14 protein-coding genes and 2 tRNA genes are annotated in these 17,585 nt (G+C 63.9%); 2 read left to right on the top strand and 14 right to left on the bottom strand.

Annotation, left to right across the window (positions count from 1 at the left end; translation table 11 throughout):
• Position 1: 1 nt before the first annotated feature.
• From F6X59_RS24670 to leuC, 7 genes are all read right to left on the bottom strand, one after another.
• Positions 2 to 2,743 (bottom strand): FimV/HubP family polar landmark protein, encoded by a 2,742-nt coding sequence (locus tag F6X59_RS24670; RefSeq protein ID WP_152958739.1) that lies wholly within the window; start codon positions 2,741 to 2,743, stop codon positions 2 to 4.
• A 73-nt stretch (positions 2,744 to 2,816) separates the two neighbouring features.
• On the bottom strand, positions 2,817 to 3,821 hold the full coding sequence (locus tag F6X59_RS24665; protein WP_152958738.1) for an aspartate-semialdehyde dehydrogenase: 1,005 nt from the start codon (positions 3,819 to 3,821) through the stop codon (positions 2,817 to 2,819).
• A 226-nt stretch (positions 3,822 to 4,047) separates the two neighbouring features.
• Positions 4,048 to 5,160, bottom strand: a complete 1,113-nt coding sequence (gene asd, locus F6X59_RS24660) for an aspartate-semialdehyde dehydrogenase (RefSeq protein ID WP_079227077.1) — start codon at positions 5,158 to 5,160, stop codon at positions 4,048 to 4,050.
• Between the two features lie 63 nt (positions 5,161 to 5,223).
• Entirely contained in the window at positions 5,224 to 6,306 is a 1,083-nt protein-coding gene (gene leuB, locus F6X59_RS24655; RefSeq protein ID WP_152958737.1) for a 3-isopropylmalate dehydrogenase, read from the bottom strand.
• A 54-nt stretch (positions 6,307 to 6,360) separates the two neighbouring features.
• Positions 6,361 to 7,125 carry a class I SAM-dependent methyltransferase gene (locus F6X59_RS24650; protein WP_152958736.1) on the bottom strand — a complete coding sequence of 255 codons (765 nt, stop codon included), beginning with the start codon at positions 7,123 to 7,125 and terminating at the stop codon, positions 6,361 to 6,363.
• A gap of 91 nt (positions 7,126 to 7,216) precedes the next feature.
• Positions 7,217 to 7,861, bottom strand: coding sequence for a 3-isopropylmalate dehydratase small subunit (leuD, locus tag F6X59_RS24645; RefSeq protein ID WP_152958735.1), 645 nt, complete (start codon positions 7,859 to 7,861; stop codon positions 7,217 to 7,219).
• Positions 7,858 to 9,291, bottom strand: coding sequence for a 3-isopropylmalate dehydratase large subunit (leuC, locus tag F6X59_RS24640; protein ID WP_103449728.1), 1,434 nt, complete (start codon positions 9,289 to 9,291; stop codon positions 7,858 to 7,860). Before leuC ends, leuD begins: the two co-directional genes overlap by 4 nt.
• Before the next feature lie 131 nt (positions 9,292 to 9,422).
• On the opposite strand from leuC, the gene F6X59_RS24635 reads away from it, so the two are divergent.
• Positions 9,423 to 10,301 carry a LysR family transcriptional regulator gene (locus F6X59_RS24635; RefSeq protein WP_346652825.1) on the top strand — a complete coding sequence of 293 codons (879 nt, stop codon included), beginning with the start codon at positions 9,423 to 9,425 and terminating at the stop codon, positions 10,299 to 10,301.
• Positions 10,302 to 10,362: 61 nt separating this feature from the next.
• A complete protein-coding gene (locus tag F6X59_RS24630) occupies positions 10,363 to 13,659 on the top strand; it encodes a PAS domain S-box protein (RefSeq protein WP_152958733.1) in 3,297 nt (1,098 codons plus the stop codon).
• A 49-nt stretch (positions 13,660 to 13,708) separates the two neighbouring features.
• On the opposite strand, the gene F6X59_RS24625 is transcribed toward F6X59_RS24630, so the two are convergent.
• The 7 genes from F6X59_RS24625 to F6X59_RS24595 all read right to left on the bottom strand — a co-directional run bounded on the left by F6X59_RS24625 (position 13,709) and on the right by F6X59_RS24595 (position 17,582).
• Positions 13,709 to 14,152 (bottom strand): Hsp20 family protein, encoded by a 444-nt coding sequence (locus tag F6X59_RS24625; RefSeq protein ID WP_152958732.1) that lies wholly within the window; start codon positions 14,150 to 14,152, stop codon positions 13,709 to 13,711.
• Positions 14,153 to 14,324: 172 nt separating this feature from the next.
• Positions 14,325 to 15,296 (bottom strand): tRNA-dihydrouridine synthase, encoded by a 972-nt coding sequence (locus tag F6X59_RS24620; protein ID WP_152958731.1) that lies wholly within the window; start codon positions 15,294 to 15,296, stop codon positions 14,325 to 14,327.
• 50 nt (positions 15,297 to 15,346) lie between these two features.
• Positions 15,347 to 15,781 carry a thioesterase family protein gene (locus tag F6X59_RS24615; protein WP_152958730.1) on the bottom strand — a complete coding sequence of 145 codons (435 nt, stop codon included), beginning with the start codon at positions 15,779 to 15,781 and terminating at the stop codon, positions 15,347 to 15,349.
• A gap of 43 nt (positions 15,782 to 15,824) precedes the next feature.
• Positions 15,825 to 16,652: an alpha/beta hydrolase gene (locus F6X59_RS24610; RefSeq protein ID WP_152958729.1), complete on the bottom strand. Its 828-nt coding sequence runs from the start codon at positions 16,650 to 16,652 to the stop codon at positions 15,825 to 15,827.
• A 24-nt stretch (positions 16,653 to 16,676) separates the two neighbouring features.
• Positions 16,677 to 17,216: a TetR/AcrR family transcriptional regulator gene (locus tag F6X59_RS24605; RefSeq protein ID WP_152958728.1), complete on the bottom strand. Its 540-nt coding sequence runs from the start codon at positions 17,214 to 17,216 to the stop codon at positions 16,677 to 16,679.
• A gap of 172 nt (positions 17,217 to 17,388) precedes the next feature.
• Positions 17,389 to 17,464 (bottom strand) — tRNA-Glu (locus F6X59_RS24600).
• Between the two features lie 42 nt (positions 17,465 to 17,506).
• Positions 17,507 to 17,582 (bottom strand) — tRNA-Ala (locus F6X59_RS24595).
• Positions 17,583 to 17,585 lie beyond the last annotated feature (3 nt).

Raw genomic sequence — 17,585 nt, 5'->3', positions numbered from 1 at the left:
ATCAGACCAGACGCGAGAGCATCTCTTCGGCTTCCTGACGCTGGCCGTCATCACCATCCTTGACCACTTCGTCGAGGATGTCGCGGGCGCCCTGGTGGTCACCCATGTCGATGTAGGCACGCGCCAGATCAAGCTTGGTCGCTACTTCGTCGGCACCGGAGAAGAAGTCGAAGTCCAGGTCATCCAGCGGCGCGGGTTCGGCTGCGGCGTCTTCGGCAGTGAAGTGCGGCTCCAGCGATGGCGATTCCAGGCTCTGCGACAGCTTGTCGAGCTCGGCGTTGACGTCGCTCAGCTCGGAGGCAAAGCTCTTGGCTGCCGGCGAGTCGTCATCCAGCGACAGCGACAGGTCGAAGTCGTCCGGCAGTTCCAGCTCGGAAATCGGGTCGAATTCCGGGATAGCATCGAAGGCTGCCAGTTCCGCGGCGACGTCCACCGGCTCCTCTTCCTCCGCAACCGGGGCAGCCGGTGCAGCCGTTTCGCCACTGTCCAGATCGAAATCGGCCAGGTCGAAATCAGCCAGGTCGTCGACGCTCTGCGGCTCGGCCTGGGCCTGGGCCAGCAAAGCTTCGAAATCGTCATCGGCATCGGTTTGCGGCTCAACGCTTGCCGGTTCAGCTTCCACCTGCGCTTCGGCCAGTGGCGCCTCATCCAGCATCGGCGGCTCGAGTTGATCATCCACCGGCAGATCATCACCCAGGCTCAGGTCGAAGGCGCTGTCCAGGTCGTTATCATCGAGCACCGAGGTCTCGGTGAAAGCCTCGGCGGCTGCGTCGAGCTCAGCGTCAGCTGCTGGCTCTGGCTCTGGCTCAGGTGCCGGCGCTGGCTCGACGACCGCCTGCGGCTCAGCTTCTGCTTCAGGCTCTGCTTCTGCTGGCGCTTGCGGCTCTTCCTGAAGCAACTCCTGCACATACTGCTCGTCCATTTCCGCGGCCAGTGCCGCAGCACCCACGCCAACGGCGGCGGCAGCGAGACCCAGCATGGCCGGGTAGCGCTCCTTGAGGCTGTTGACCTGCGCCGTGGTCGCTTCGCTGCCAGGCAGCTTGCGCTCTTGCTCGACGAAGGCGCTGTGGTCGCCCTGGCGGGCATAGACGTCCATCAGCTTGAGGCGCAGGGTGTCATTTGCCGGCTGCGCCGCCACGGCGGCTTCCAGCAGGTCGGCCGCGTGATTCAGGCGGCCACGCGACAGGCTCAGATCGACTTCAGCCAGCAGTTCGGCATTCGGGTCCTGTACCGGCTCGGGCTCGGCAACCGAGGCCACAGGTGCGGGGGCAGCCGGTTTTTCTGCAGCCACGGCAGCGGCAGCAGAAGCTGCTACCACGGCAGGCGACAGGGTAACGCTCGGCGCGGACACTTCCAGCTCATCGAAGCTGCTCGGTGGCAGGTCGAGGTCCGGGCTGCGCTCGCCCTCCTCGGCCAGTGCGCGGGCCATGCGCAGGTGTTTTTCCGCTTCTTGCTGGGCCTTGCGCTTGCGCGCCAGCAGCAACAGCAGAAGCAACAGCACGAGGAATGCGGAACCGGCGATCAGGCCCAGCACCATAGGGTTGGCCAGCATCTCGTCGATTGCCCCTGGCTGCGCAGGCGCAGCCTCGTCGGCCGTGGCTGCAGCCGGGGCCGTGTCGACAGCTGCCGGCGCCGGCGCGACCACAGGCTCGGCCGGGGCCGCAGCTGCTGCAGGGGGCTGCGCTGGGGTCGGCTCACCCGGCAAGGCGCCCGCAGGCGGCGCTTCAGGTGCCGCGCCTTGGGCTTCCAGGCGCGCCAACTGGTCATTCTTCAGCTGAATCAGCTTCTGCAGCTTGTCCATCTGACTCTGCAGGTCGCTTACCCGGCTCTTCAGTTCGTCGTTGTCACGACGGCTGGTATCCAGGCTTTCCTGGGCCACCGCCAGCTTGTCGTTGATGGCCTTGGCGCTGTTACCGCCAGCCTGCTTGCCGGGGCTGACCAGGCGCAGGTTATCGCCCTGGGCGATACGCTCGGGCGCAGCATCGGCGGCACCGCGGCGGGTGGCATCCAGCTGTCGCGCACGCGGCCCCAGGCGCCGGCCTTCACGCCAGGCGGCATACTGCTCGGCCACTTCGCGGTTGGCTTCGCCCTGAGGAATGCTCTGGGCCTGCTGCTGGTCGGGCAGGCGCAGGACCTGGCCAACCTTCAGCTGGTTGATGTTGTTGCCGATGAAGGCATCCGGGTTGAGCGCCTGGATGGCGATCATGGTCTGCTGCACCGAGGCACCGCCCTGGGTATTGCGGGCGGCGATCTGCCACAGGGTGTCGCGGCGCTTGGTGGTGTAGCTGCCTGCGCTGCTGGTGGCCGGGTTGACATTAGCCGCTGCGGGCTGCTGGCCCTGGGCCTTGGCCTGGTCGAGCAGCACGCTGTAGTCACGCAGCAGGCGGCCCTGGGGCCACATCACCTGCACCAGGAACTTGACCACCGTGCCAGGCAACGGCTGGCTGGAGGTAACCCGCAGCACGCTCTTGCCGTTGGGGTTGATCACCGGGGTGAAGGTCAGGTCTTCGAGGTAGCCTGGCAACTCCACCCCGGCCTTGCTGAACTCTTCCGGTGGCGCCAGGCTCGGCGCCACTTCGGCTGCGGTGAGGTCGCGCACATCGAGCAGCTCGATCTCGGCGTCCAGAGGCTGGTTCTGTGCCGACTTCAATGTCAGCTCACCCAACCCCAGGGCATTCGCCATGCCAGACGTCAGCGCCGACGCTGCCGCCATGGCCAGAACCAGTTTGCGAATTCGAAGCATGACCTCTTCCCTTGTATGAATCGTCCCAAAAAACCTGCGTATGGCGCGGGACAAAAGTGCTCGCCAGTATCTTTTACGCCATGTGTTTAATCAACAATTGCGCCACCTGCACGGCGTTCAACGCAGCGCCCTTACGCACATTGTCGGTGGTCAACCAGAGGTTGAGCTGCTGGTTTTCGTCAATTCCATGGCGTACACGACCAACATAGACCACGTCTTGGCCAACTGCGTCACCGACCGGGGTCGGATAATCATCGTTTTCCACCAGCTCGACGCTTTCGGCCTGCTCCAGCGCTTGGTTGACCTGGCCCAGATCGACCGGACGGCGGCTCTGCACCGCCACACTGAAGCTATCGCCGAAAAACACCGGGACTTGAATGCAGCTCACGGAAATCTTCAGTTCCGGCAGGCCCAGCAGCACGCGCAGTTCGCCAACCAGGCGGCGCTCCACGGCAGTATGGCCCTGCTCGTCGACGGCACCGACCTGGGCCAATACGTTGAAGGCCATCTGCCGATCGAAGAAACGTGGCTCCAGCGGGCGGGCATTGAGCAGCTCGGCAGTTTGCCGGGCCAGTTCGCTGACCGCTTCGCGGCCCTGCGCGGATACCGCCAGGGCTGCCATGACCTGCACCCGTTCGATGTCCAGCTGGCCCTTGAGCGGCGCCAGGGCAACTGCCACGGCAACGGCGGCGCAGCTGGGGCTGGTGATGCGCGCTGGCAGCTTCAGCGTGGCGAGGCTGTCGCCATTGGCTTCCGGCACCACCGCCAGGGCATCGTCCAGGCCACCGGAAAGGTCGATGACCGTGCAGCCAGCCTGTTCGGCCTTGCTGGCAAAGCTGCGGCTGACGGCCGGGCTGGCGGCGAAGAAGGCCAGCTTGACCTGGGCGAAGTCGAAACTGTCGACCTCACGCACCTTGAGCTTCTTGCCGGCGAACATCACGCTGCTGCCCGCCGATTCCATGCTGGCCAGCAGGTGCAGGGTAGCAACCGGGAAGGCCAGCTCTTCGAGGATCTGCACGAGGGTTTCACCGACGCTGCCGGTGGCGCCGACGACGGCGATGTCCAGGGGAGTGGTCATGGTAGAGATCCTTTTGCTGAAACGGCGGGGGCGGCACTTTACTTGGATTGTAGAGTTTTGTCTGTGCTAGCTGTTTCGTCTTTTTGGATTGGGTGATGGCAGTCAGCGTTCGTCGGGAGATTTCGCCGCTTGTGAGATCGGGCGCCGCCCGTGCGGCGCCCTCGACGGACAGCCATAAAAAAACCCGCACTGTCGCCAGCGCGGGTTTTCGGTGTAACAGCAGCGATCAACGCTCCAGCAGGATCCGCAGCATGCGGCGCAGCGGTTCGGCGGCACCCCACAACAACTGGTCACCGACGGTGAACGCGCCCAGGTACTGGGACCCCATGTTCAGCTTGCGCAGGCGGCCAACCGGGATGTTCAAAGTACCGGTCACCTTGGTCGGGGTCAGCTCTTGCATGCTGATCTCGCGCTGGTTCGGCACCAGTTTCACCCACGGGTTGTGCTGGCTGATCATGCCTTCGATGTCGGCCAGTGGCACATCCTTGTTCAGCTTGATGGTCAGCGCCTGGCTGTGGCAACGCATGGCGCCGATGCGCACGCAGATACCGTCGACCGGGATCGGGCTCTTGAAGCGGCCGAGGATCTTGTTGGTCTCGGCCTGGGCCTTCCACTCTTCACGGCTCTGGCCGTTCGGCAGCTCCTTGTCGATCCACGGGATCAGGCTGCCAGCCAGCGGCACGCCGAAGTTCTCGGTCGGGAACGCTTCGCCACGCATGGTTTCGGCCACCTTGCGGTCGATGTCGAGGATGGCGCTGGCCGGGTTGGCCAGGTCATCGGCAACGGCCGCATGGGTTGCACCCATCTGCTTGATCAGCTCGCGCATGTTCTGTGCGCCAGCACCGGAGGCCGCCTGGTAGGTCATGGCGCTCATCCACTCGACCAGGCCGGCTTCGAACAGCCCGCCCAGGCCCATCAGCATCAGGCTGACGGTGCAGTTGCCGCCGATGTAGTTCTTGGTACCGGCGTCGAGTTGCTGGTCGATGACCTTGCGGTTGACCGGGTCGAGCACGATGACCGCGTCGTCCTGCATGCGCAGCGACGAAGCGGCATCGATCCAGTAACCCTGCCAGCCGGCTTCACGCAGCTTGGGGAATACCTCGTTGGTGTAGTCGCCACCCTGACAGGTCAGGATCACGTCGAGGGTCTTGAGTTCTTCAATCGAATAAGCGTCCTTGAGCGGAGCAATATCCTTGCCCACGTTCGGGCCCTGGCCACCCACGTTGGACGTGGTGAAGAACACTGGCTCGATAAGGTCGAAATCCTGCTCCTCCAGCATCCGCTGCATGAGCACGGAACCGACCATACCGCGCCAACCGATCAGACCTACACGTTTCATCGCAACTACACCTTTGCTAAAAGTGGGCCGCCACCTTGAGTTTTTGGTGGCGGGCCAGAGAGATTACAGATTCCGCAGCGCTGCGACTACTGCGTCGCCCATTTCCTGCGTGCCTACTTTGTCGCAGCCGGCCGACCAGATGTCGCCGGTACGCAGGCCCTGGTCCAGGACGATGCTGACTGCCTTCTCGATCGCCTCGGCTGCCGCCTGCTGGTTGAAGCTGTAACGCAGCATCATCGACACCGACAGGATGGTCGCCAGCGGGTTGGCGATGCCCTGCCCGGCGATGTCCGGAGCCGAACCGTGGCAAGGCTCGTACATGCCCTTGTTGTTGGCGTCCAGGGATGCCGAAGGCAGCATGCCGATGGAACCGGTCAGCATGGAAGCCTCATCCGACAGGATGTCACCGAACATGTTGTCGGTCACTACCACGTCGAACTGTTTCGGTGCGCGGACCAGTTGCATGGCTGCGTTGTCGACGTACATGTGGCTCAGTTCGACGTCCGGGTAGTCCTTGGCCACGTCTTCGACCACTTCGCGCCACAACTGGCTGGAAGCGAGGACGTTGGCCTTGTCCACCGAGCACAGCTTCTTGCCGCGCACACGGGCCATGTCGAAGCCGATACGGGCGATACGGCGCACTTCGCTTTCGCTGTACGGCAGGGTGTCGTAGGCCTGGCGCTCGCCGCCTTGCAGCTCGCGCTGGCCACGCGGGGCACCAAAGTAGATGCCACCGGTCAGCTCACGGACGATGAGGATATCCAGGCCCGCAACGATTTCCGGCTTCAGCGAGGAAGCGTCGGCCAGTTGCGGGTAGAGGATGGCCGGGCGCAGGTTGGCGAACAGGCCCAGTTGCGAACGGATTTTCAGCAGGCCGCGTTCCGGGCGGATGTCACGCTCGATCTTGTCCCATTTCGGGCCGCCGACGGCGCCCAGCAGCACGGCGTCGGCCTTGCGGGCACGCTCCAGGGTTTCATCGGCCAGCGGTACGCCGTGCTTGTCGATGGCGGCGCCGCCGATCACGTCGTGCTCGAGGCTGAAGCCGAGCTGGAACTTGTCATTGGCCAGCTCCAGCACCTTGACTGCCTCGGCCATGATTTCCGGACCAATGCCATCACCTGGGAGAATCAGAATCTGCTTGCTCATGCTTTCCTCTATCCATTCACGCGGTGCGGCCAAGCGGGCCCCACCGAAAAGTGCTTATCGCTCGGCCCACAGCACCAGCACATCGGTGCTGAACGAGCCATCGGCCTCGATCTGGTAATACTGCCGTACTTCTTCGCCCATGGCTTGCTGCAATTGGAGGATGGCAACACGCATCGGCTCCGGGGTGCGCATGCGCTCGACCCAGCTGCTGAACTCCAGGCGCAGCGGCTGGCGCGTGTGGCTGCGCACGTGCAGGCCGGCTTCACTGACCTGGCGCTGCCATTCGGCGGCGGAGTAGTCGCGCACGTGACTGGTGTCGCGCAGCACTTCCACGGTCTGCAGGTAGGTGTCGAGCAACGGGCTGCCCGGCGACATCACGTCGATGAACGCGGCCACGCCGCCCGGCTTGAGCACCCGGCGCACTTCGCGCAGGGCCACGCCGAGGTCGCTCCAGTGGTGCGCCGAATAGCGGCTGAAGACGAAATCGAACGAAGCGTCGGCGAACGGCAGGCGTTCGGCGGCACCGCATTCGGTAGTGATATTGCCCAGGCCGCGCTCGCTGGCGGCGCTGGCGACCACGTCGAGCATCGATTGCGAGAGGTCGTAGGCGACCACTTCGGCAACCAGGGGCGCAACGTGAAAACTGACATGACCGGCACCGCAACCCAGGTCCAGCACGCGGGCATTGCCCTGCCCCGCCAGTGCAGCCTGCAGCAGGGCGAATTCGCTGCCCTGGGCGTGCACGGCGCTGCTGAGGTAGGCGCTGGCCTGTTCGCCGAACTGGCGCTGGACCACATCGGTGTGGGTGGTGCTGGTCATGGGGTCAATCCTTTAGGTTGTTGCTGCCGGGGCCGGCCCCTTGGCGGGTCAAGCCCGCTGCCACAGGGGCCGGTACTGCTAACGACGAACGTCAGGCATCACGGAACAGCCAAGGCTGGCTGGCGCGGTGCTTGCCTTCGAACACCTTGATCGCGTCGCTGTCCTGCAGGGTCAGGCCGATGTCATCCAGGCCATTGAGCAGGCAGTGCTTGCGGAATGCGTCGATCTCGAAGTGCAGCACCTTGCCATCCGGGCGGGTCACCGCCTGCGCCTGCAGGTCGATGGTCAGCTGGTAGCCCGGGTTGGCTTCGACCTGCTTGAACAACTCATCGACTTCCTCGTCGCTGAGGATGATCGGCAGCAAGCCGTTCTTGAAGCTGTTGTTGAAGAAGATGTCGGCGAAGCTCGGTGCGATCACGCTGCGGAAGCCGTATTCGTCCAGTGCCCACGGCGCGTGTTCACGGCTCGAACCACAACCGAAGTTCTCCCGCGCCAGCAGCACGCTGGCACCCTGGTAACGTGCGTGGTTGAGCACGAATTCCTGGTTCAGCGGGCGCTTGCTGTTGTCCTGGTATGGCTGGCCGACATCAAGGTAACGCCACTCGTCGAACAGGTTGGGGCCGAAGCCGGTGCGCTTGATCGACTTGAGAAACTGCTTGGGGATGATCTGGTCGGTGTCGACGTTGGCACGATCCAACGGCGCGACGAGACCGGTGTGCTGGGTAAAGGCTTTCATGCTGCGCTCCCTTGGATCAACTCGCGGACGTCGATGAAGTGGCCGGTCACCGCGGCGGCGGCGGCCATGGCCGGGCTGACCAGGTGGGTACGGCCACCGGCGCCCTGACGGCCTTCGAAGTTGCGGTTGGAGGTGGACGCGCAGTGCTCGCCGCTTTCCAGGCGGTCCGGGTTCATCGCCAGGCACATCGAGCAGCCGGGCTCACGCCATTCGAAGCCAGCTTCGAGGAAGATCTTGTCCAGGCCTTCACGCTCGGCCTGGGCCTTGACCAGGCCCGAGCCCGGCACGACCAGCGCCTGCTTGACCGTCGCGGCGACCTTGCGGCCCTTGGCGATCTCGGCAGCGGCGCGCAGGTCTTCGATGCGCGAGTTGGTGCACGAACCGATGAATACGCGGTCGAGCTTGATGTCGGTGATCGCCTGGTTGGCGGCGAGGCCCATGTACTTGAGGGCACGCTCGATCGAACCACGCTTGATCAGGTCTGGCTCGGCAGCCGGGTCCGGCACGCGCTGATCCACAGCTAACACCATCTCCGGCGAAGTGCCCCAGCTGACTTGCGGCTTGATTTGCGCAGCGTCGAGCTCGACCACGGTGTCGAACACGGCATCGTCGTCGGAAACCAGGTCTTTCCAGGCCTCGACGGCACGCTTCCAGTCCTCGCCCTTCGGCGCATACGGGCGGCCTTCGACGTAGGCAACGGTGGTGGCGTCGGTCGCAACCAGGCCAACACGGGCACCGGCTTCGATGGACATGTTGCAGATGGTCATGCGGCCTTCCATCGACAATTCGCGGATGGCGCTGCCAGCGAATTCCATGGCGTGGCCGTTACCACCGGCGGTGCCGATCTTGCCGATCACGGCAAGGACGATGTCCTTGGCGGTGACGCCGGCCGGCAACTGGCCTTCGACACGCACCAGCATGTTCTTCATCTTCTTGGCGACCAGGCACTGGGTGGCGAGCACGTGCTCGACCTCGGACGTGCCGATGCCATGGGCCAAGGCACCGAAAGCGCCGTGGGTGGAGGTGTGCGAGTCGCCGCAGACCACGGTCATGCCAGGCAAGGTGGCACCCTGCTCCGGGCTGATGACGTGGACGATGCCCTGGCGTTCGTCGTTCATCTTGAATTCGACGATGCCATATTCGTCACAGTTCTCATCGAGGGTCTGCACCTGCAGGCGCGACACCTGGTCGACGATGGCTTCGATGCCGCCCTTGCGCTCTGGCGTGGTCGGCACGTTGTGGTCCGGGGTGGCGATGTTGGCATCGATGCGCCACGGCTTGCGGTTGGCCAGGCGCAGGCCTTCGAAGGCCTGGGGCGACGTCACTTCGTGAATGATATGGCGGTCGATGTAGATCAAGGACGAGCCGTCATCACGGCGCTTGACCTCATGGGCTTCCCAGAGTTTGTCGTAGAGCGTTTTGCCAGCCATCAGACTGTTCCTCATCAGCGTCTTTCTATGCCAAAGACCCCTTGGCTTGTACGGACGATGCTATGGGGTTAGATTGAATAACTCAAATTCATATTTTTTATGCTTTGGATAACCAAAAGGAATCCGAAATCGTGGACCTGGCCAACCTGAGCGCATTCATTGCCATTGCCGAGACCGGCAGCTTCTCCGGTGCTGGCGAACGCCTGTTCCTCACTCAGCCGGCGATCAGCAAACGCATCGCCGGCCTGGAACAGCAACTGGACGTACGCCTGTTCGACCGCCTGGGTCGCGAAGTGACCCTGACCGAAGCTGGCCGCGCCCTGTTGCCCCGCGCCTACCAGATCCTCAACGTTCTCGATGATACCCGACGGGCGCTGACCAATTTGACGGGGGAAGTGAGCGGTCGACTCACCCTGGCCACCAGCCACCACATCGGCTTGCATCGCCTGCCCCCGCTGCTACGGGCTTTTACCCGGCAGTACCCAGCTGTGGCGTTGGATATTCAGTTCATGGATTCGGAACAAGCCTACGATGAGATCCTCCATGGCCGCGCTGAAATTGCCGTCATTACCCTCGCCCCCGAGCCTCACCACCTGGTCAAGGCCGTTGCAGTCTGGGACGACGCCCTGGATTTCGTGGCGGCACCCGAGCACCCACTGGCCAGCAACCAGGCGGTCAGCCTGGCCGATGTCGCCCGCCACCCGGCGGTATTCCCCGGTGGCAACACGTTCACCCACCACATCGTCCAGCGCCTGTTCGAAAGCCAGGGCCTGACGCCGAACATCGCCATGAGCACCAACTACCTGGAGACCATCAAGATGATGGTGTCGATCGGCCTGGCGTGGAGCGTGCTGCCCCGGACTATGCTGGATGATCAGGTTGCACCCATCGCCTTGCCCGGCATACAGCTGTCGCGCCAGCTAGGCTACATTCTGCACACGGAGCGCACGCTATCGAACGCTGCAAGGGCCTTCATGGCCCTGCTCGACAGCCACGCAGGGTCCGCCTGACCGGTCGTCAGCTCGGCATTTCCAACTCAAGGACGCGTCACACGCCAAAGGTCTGGTACCAATGCCCAAATCAGCAAATCGCTTTCCGCGCCTGCCGCGCATCCCAGCGGCCGACCCGCAGGAATCGGAACAGGCCTGGCAGAACGCCCCGCAGCTGCTGGCCGCGCTCAATGGCGCACGCCTGGGCGCCTGGCTATGGGATATCGACACTGGCCGGATCAGCTGGTCACGGGGCACCCAGGCGCTGTTCGGCTTCGACCCGCAACGCCCGCTGCCCAATGACATCGATTACCTCGACCTGTTGCCGGAAGAAGACCGTGCCCGCACCCGCCAGCTGTTCCACGCGGTGGTCAATGGCGAGCCGGTAGAGCAAGCCATGCGCCATCGCATTCGTTGGCCGGATGGCACCTTGCACTGGCTGGAAATCAACGGCAGCCTGACCCATGACCGCCATGGCCGGAGGCAGATGATCGGGGTGATCCGCGAAATCACCCGCCAGCGTGAACGGGAAACCGCGCTGATCAACTCGGAAAAGCGCTTCGCCACGCTGTTCCACCTGAGCCCCAACGCCATTCTGCTGAGCCGCCGCCAGGACGGCATGATCATCGAGGTCAACCAGCACTTCGAGGACATGTTCGGCTGGCCCGGCGGCCAGGTGATCGGCAAGACCAGCATCGAGCTGGGCCTGTGGGTCAACCCCGAACAACGCCACCAGGTCATCGAGGCCACCCGCGCCAACCACGGCCCGGCAATCATGGAAGTGCAGTTCCGCGCCAGCACCGGCAAACTCCACGACGGCATCCTGTGCACCCAGAGCATCGAGATGGAGGGAGTGACCTACCTGATCAGCACCTTCGTCGACACCACCGAGCGCAAACGCGCCGAACAGGCCCTCAAGGACAGCCAGGAACGCCTCGACCTGGCGCTGGACTCGGCGCAACTGGGCACCTGGGACTGGCACATCCCCAGCGGCATGCTCTACGGCTCGGCCCGCGCCGCACAACTGCACGGGCTGGACCCGGTGCCGTTCCATGAATCGTTCGATTCGTTCTTCGAAGGCGTGCCGGAACACGAACGCTCCAGCATGCGCCAGGCCTACCGCAGCCTGCGCGAAGGCCCGGCCGGCAACTACCAGATCACCTACCGCGTGCAGCTGGAAAACGGCACCTCGCGCTACATCGAAAGCCGTGCCCGCCTGTACCGCGACGATCAGGGCAACCCGTTGCGCATGGCTGGCACCTTGCTCGACATCACCGAGCAGGTGGAACGCGAACAGCGCCTGAGCGCCTCGGAAGAAAAATTCGCCAGCCTGTTCCAGGTCAGCCCCGACCCGATCTGCGTGACCCGCCAGGACACCGGCCAGTTCATCGAGATCAACCCGGCCTTCACCCAGACCTTCGGCTGGAGCGCCGAACAGGTGATCGGCCGCACCGCCGAAGAGATTGGCCTGTGGGCCGAATCGATCGAACGCGCCCGACGCATCGAACGGGTGATCCGCGAGCAGGCACTGAGCAACGTGGCGGTGGTGGTCAACCACCGCAATGGCTCGCCGCTGACCTGCGTCATCGCCAGCCGCCTGATCAGCGTCGATGACCAGCCGTGCAGCGTCACCACTCTGCGCGACATCACCCAGCAGCAACGTGCCGAGGCGGCACTCAAGGCCAGCGAAGAGAAGTTCGCCAAGGCCTTCCACTCCAGCCCCGACGCCATCACCATCACCGAGCGCCGCAGTGGCCGCTACCTGGAGGTCAACGACGGCTTCTGCCGCCTGACCGGTTACAGCGCCGACGAAGTGATCGGCCGCAGCGTCTACGAAATCGGCATCTGGGCCGACGACAAGCAGCGCAGCGCCTTGCTCAGCGAGCTCAAGGAACGTGGCCGGGTGCACCACCGGGAAATGCTCGGGCGCAACAAGCGCGGCGACATCCTCACCGTGGAGGTGTCGGTGGAGCCGATCAGCCTCAATGAGGCCGACTGCTTGCTGCTGACCGCCCGTGATGTCAGCCAGCTGAAGAACGCCCAGGCGCAAATCCGTCACCTCGCCTACCACGACCCGCTGACCAACCTGCCCAACCGCGCCTTGCTGATGGACCGCCTGAGCCAGCAGATTGCCCTGTTGCGCCGCCACAACCTGCGTGGCGCGCTGCTGTTCCTCGACCTCGACCATTTCAAGCACATCAACGACTCGCTTGGGCACCCGGTGGGCGACACCGTGCTGAAGATCATCACTGCACGCCTGGAGGCCAGTGTGCGCCTGGAAGACACCGTGGCACGTCTGGGCGGCGATGAGTTCGTGGTGCTGCTCAGTGGCCTGGAAGGCAGCCGCGAAGCGGTGGAAGGCAAGGTCCGCGAGCTGGCCGACACCCTGCGCGAACTGCTCGCCGAACCGATGTCGCTGGACGGCCAGCGCCTGCAGGTGACACCCAGCATCGGCGTGGCGCTGATCCCCGACCATGGTGCGACGCCGGCCGACCTGCTCAAGCGCGCCGATATCGCCCTTTACCGAGCCAAGGATTCAGGGCGCAACACCACCCAACTGTTCCATACCACCATGCAGAAGGCCGCCAGCGAACGCCTGCGCATGGAAAGCGACCTGCGCCTGGCGCTGGCCCGCGGCGAACTGGCCTTGCATTTCCAGCCCCAGGTCGATGCCCGCGACAATCGCATCGTCGGTGCCGAAGTGCTGCTGCGCTGGCACCATCCGCAACTGGGCCAGCAACCCCCGGCGCAGTTTATCCAGGTGCTGGAAGAAAGCGGCCTGATACTGGAAGTTGGCAGCTGGATCCTCGACGAAGCCTGTGACGCCTGCGCGCGCATGCTGGAAGACCGCCTGATCAATGCCGATGACTTCAGCCTGTGCGTGAACATCAGCCCGCGGCAGTTCCGCCAGAACGACTTCGTCCAGCGGGTACTGCGCAGCCTGGACGACTACCGCCTGCCGCGAAAAATGCTGAAGCTGGAGATCACCGAGGGCATCGTCATCCAGAACCTGGAAGACACCATCAGCAAGATGCGTGAACTCAAGCGCTATGGCGTGAGCTTTGCCATGGATGACTTCGGCACCGGCTATTCCTCGCTGACTTATCTCAAGCGCCTGCCGGTGGACGCGCTGAAAATCGACCAGACGTTCGTCCGCGACGCCCCGGACGACCCCAATGACGCCGAGATTGTCCGCGCCATCGTGGCCATGGCCCGCAGCCTTGACCTGGCAGTGATTGCCGAGGGGGTGGAGCTGACCGAGCAACTGGCGTTTCTCGAACGCCTGGGCTGCCACCTGTATCAGGGTTACCTGCACAGCCGACCACTACCACTGCCGGAGTTCAGGCAGATGTTGCTGGAAGCACCGGCGGATTACTGAAAACGCAAAAAGGGCACCCGAAGGTGCCCTTTCTGTCTTCTTACCGAACTCAGTTCAGTGCCGGCTTGTCGCCATTGATCGGGATACGCTTGGCCTTGGCCTCTTCAGGCACGATGCGCAGCAGGTCGATGCTGAGCAGGCCGTTGGCCAGGCCCGCCGATTTCACCTCGATGTGGTCAGCCAGGCGGAACGACAGCTTGAAGGCACGCTGGGCAATGCCCTGGTGCAGGTAGGTCACTTCAGCAGCGTCGTTTTCGCGCTTGCCGCCGATCACCGTCAGGACACCCTTTTCGACTTGCAGGTCGAGGTCCTGTTCCTGGAAACCGGCTGCGGCAACCACGATGCGATAGTGGTCATCGCCATGTTTTTCCACGTTGTAGGGTGGGTAGCTGCTACCCGCCTCATTGCGTGCCGCAGACTCGAACAGGTCGTTGAAACGGTCGAAGCCAACGGAATGGCGGAACAGTGGAGCGAGAGAGAAAGCGCTAGTCATGGTCATAAACTCCTGAAATTCAGCAAGTAAGTCATTGCGCGACCCGACTTCGGCATCGCGTACTGAAGAAATATGGCCAGCAAAAAAGCTTTCAAGGGGACAGAAAAAAAAATTTGAATTCAGCGTTTGAGCCGATGGCCCCTTCGCGGCGGTTCGACGCGAAGAGGCCAGTTCAGGCTACACAGGCCTCAAAGGTGGTTGCATCAACCCCAAGCAACCGGCTGATCCGCGCGCAATCGTCCTCGCGCCGCAACTCGGCAAACAGCACCACCGCCTCGGGATAACCACGGGTCAGCATCGCCAGCCACTGCTTCATCCGCCCCGGCGCATAGCGCGGCGACAGCTTGGCCTGGGCCTGGCGCCAGAACTCGCGCAGCAACGGCAGCAGCTCAGCCCAGCTCATCGGCTGGTATTCGTGCCCGTCACGCGCTGCGGCGATCTGCAGGGCCAGGTCCGGGCGCGACACCAGCCCTCGCCCCAGCATGATGTCTTGCGCACCGCTGACCTCGCGGCAACGCCGCCAGTCGTCGACGGTCCAGATTTCACCGTTGGCAAACACCGGCACCCGGACCACATCCTGCACCCGCGCCACCCACTCCCAGTGGGCGGGCGGCTTGTAGCCTTCGACCTTGGTCCGCGCATGCACCACCAGGTGCGCCGAGCCGCCCTCGGCCAAGGCCGTGGCGCAATCCAGCGCCCCATCCGGGCTGTCGAAGCCCAGGCGCATCTTGGAAGTGACCGGGATATGCGCGGGCACCGCGCGGCGCACTTCACGGACGATGGCATGCAACAGCTCCGGCTCCTTGAGCAGCACCGCGCCGCCACGCGACTTGTTCACGGTCTTGGCCGGGCAGCCGAAGTTCAGGTCGATGACCGGCGCGCCCAGCTCACAGGCTAGCGCGGCGTTTTCCGCCAGGCATACAGGGTCCGAGCCCAGCAACTGCACGCGCATCGGCACACCAGCGGCGGTACGCGCGCCCTGGCGCAGCTCTGGGGCGAGCTTGTCGAATGAAGACGCCGGCAGCAGGCGGTCGCACACGCGGATGAACTCGGTGACGCACCAATCGATGCCACCCACTCGGGTCAGGACGTCGCGCAGGATGTTGTCGACCAGCCCCTCCATGGGGGCCAGGGCAATTTGCATGTCTGGGTCTCGGCGAAAAAGGCGGCAGTCTAGCAAAAAATGCCGTTACTTCAGCTGCCGATCAGCGCCGGCCCGTAACCGTCGAGAAACTCGGCCGGCATGCGCTTGGGCTTGCCGCTGGACAGCTCAATGCAGGCGAAGGTGGTCTGCGCACGCAGCAAGGTCACGCCGTCGCGCGGGCGCTTGAGCTGGAAGCGCCGAGTCATGCGCAAGCGCTGGTCCCAGTCGACGATCCAGGTGGCCAGTTGCAGCTCGTCGTCCTCGTAGCCCGCGGCCAGGTAGTCGATCTCGTGGCGTACCACCGCCATGGCCCGGTCCAGGCGCCGATATTCGGCCAGGTCCAGGCCCAGGCGCTGGGAGTGGCGCCAGGCGCAGCGCTCCAGCCAGGTGACGTAGACCGCGTTGTTGGCGTGACCGAGGCCGTCGATGTCCTCGCTACCGACGCGCAGGTCGATGATGAATGGCGTTGCCAGGTCCCAGCTCATGCCCGCTCCCAATATCAGTGAACGGGCCGAGTGTAACGGATGTTCAGGCACTCTGCCGCGAAGGTTCACGGGCCAGCAGCTCCAACACCGCATCGCTCAGACGCGGGTCAGCCAGCACCCGTTGGTGCCCGCCCTCCTCCAGCAGCATGAGCCGGCTATCGAACCAGGCCTTGTGAATGACCTGCGCTTCACCGGCAGGCACCAGTGCGTCATCCACCGCATGCACCACCAGCCCCGGCAGCTCCAGCTGGTAGCCATTGACATCGAGACGGGCGATCTGCATGCCGACATCCTGCTCGACCTGGCGAATGAACGCCGCCCTGGCCCGCGCCGGCAAACCCAGGCGATGGGCAAAACCACGCAGCACACCGAGCAGCTGCGCTGGCGCCGCAATGCTCACTGCAGCCTCGGCACGCAGCCCCATCTGCAGGGCCAGCAACACACTGGCACCGCCCATGGAGTGACCAATCACGGCACGCAGCGGCGGCAATTCGGCAGCCGCTTCCAGCAGCGCCCGGGCAAACAGCACCACGTGCGCCTGCTGGCCGGGCGAACGGCCATGGGCCGGCCCTTCCAGCGACACCACGGTGTGCCCGGCCTGCACCAGGGTTTCGATCAATGCCGCAAACTGGGTTGGGCGCCCTTCCCAGCCATGCATCAGCAACACCGTCGGCCCCTTGCCCCAGCGCAAGGCCGACAGGCCGAAGCGCAAGGTGATGCGCTCGGCGCTGGCCAGCAGCGGCAGCTCCCATTGCCGGGGCGGCAGGTTGCGCGGGGTCATGAAGGCACGGCGCATCTTGCTGGCGACGTGCTCAGGGGCCAGTCGACCCAGGGTGCCATTTACGCCACGAATCCAGCTCAGGGTAGTCATCGCCTTGCTCCAGGATCAGGGGTATCAGAGAACTGCCGACTTGGCGGCACGTAGAATGCGGTCGGACAGCTCAACCGGGCCCAAGGCCCGCGCCAGGGCCAAGCCACCGATCATCAGGGCCAGGTCAGCCAAGGCCTTGTCGGCGTCTTCCGGGCGGTCGACCATGGCCGCGGTCATCAGCTCGATATGCTCGGCCAGCACCTCGCGGAACGCTTCTGGCAGGCGTTGCATCTCACCGAGCGAGTTAGGTAGCGGACAGGCATGCACTTCGGCGTCACGGTGCTTGCGCGACAGATAGAAGGCACTCACCAGGGCGCGGCGCCCTTCCCCATCCAGGTTCGGGTCGACCTGGGCGAGCAAGGCACGCCGCTCGTTCAGCAACTGGCGGAAGGCCTCGAGCATGAGCTCGTCCTTGCTCTCGAAGTGCGCGTAGAACCCGCCAACGGTCAGCCCTGCCGCGCCCATCACCTGGCTGACACTCGGCTCGGCCGGGCCATGCTGGATCAACGCGCTGCGCGCAGCTTCCAGAATACGTTCGCGGGTCTTGCTCTTCTTGTCGCTCATTGGCCGGCTCGCCGCTCAAAATATGATGATCGAAATATTATTCTCATCATATTTTTTGGCAAGCAAAATCTGCCGCCATTTGTCGGCGCCGGAATATTTTGGGGAGGAAAAAACAAAAGGCCCATTCAATAAGCGAATGAGCCTTTAAAGTCCCGCAAAACGCGGGTAAAAATGGCGTCCCCTAGGGGACTCGAACCCCTGTTACCGCCGTGAAAGGGCGGTGTCCTAGGCCACTAGACGAAGGGGACGTAACCTTCGCGAAGATTCGATGAATCGAACCCTGGCAGAATTGGTGGAGCTAAGCGGGATCGAACCGCTGACCTCCTGCATGCCATGCAGGCGCTCTCCCAGCTGAGCTATAGCCCCGGA

The organism is Pseudomonas sp. MN1F (genome assembly GCF_009391885.1).
Lineage (GTDB): Bacteria > Pseudomonadota > Gammaproteobacteria > Pseudomonadales > Pseudomonadaceae > Aquipseudomonas.
The sequence above is the reverse complement of the archived record's forward strand: the minus strand, read 5'-3'. Positions and strand labels throughout refer to the sequence as shown.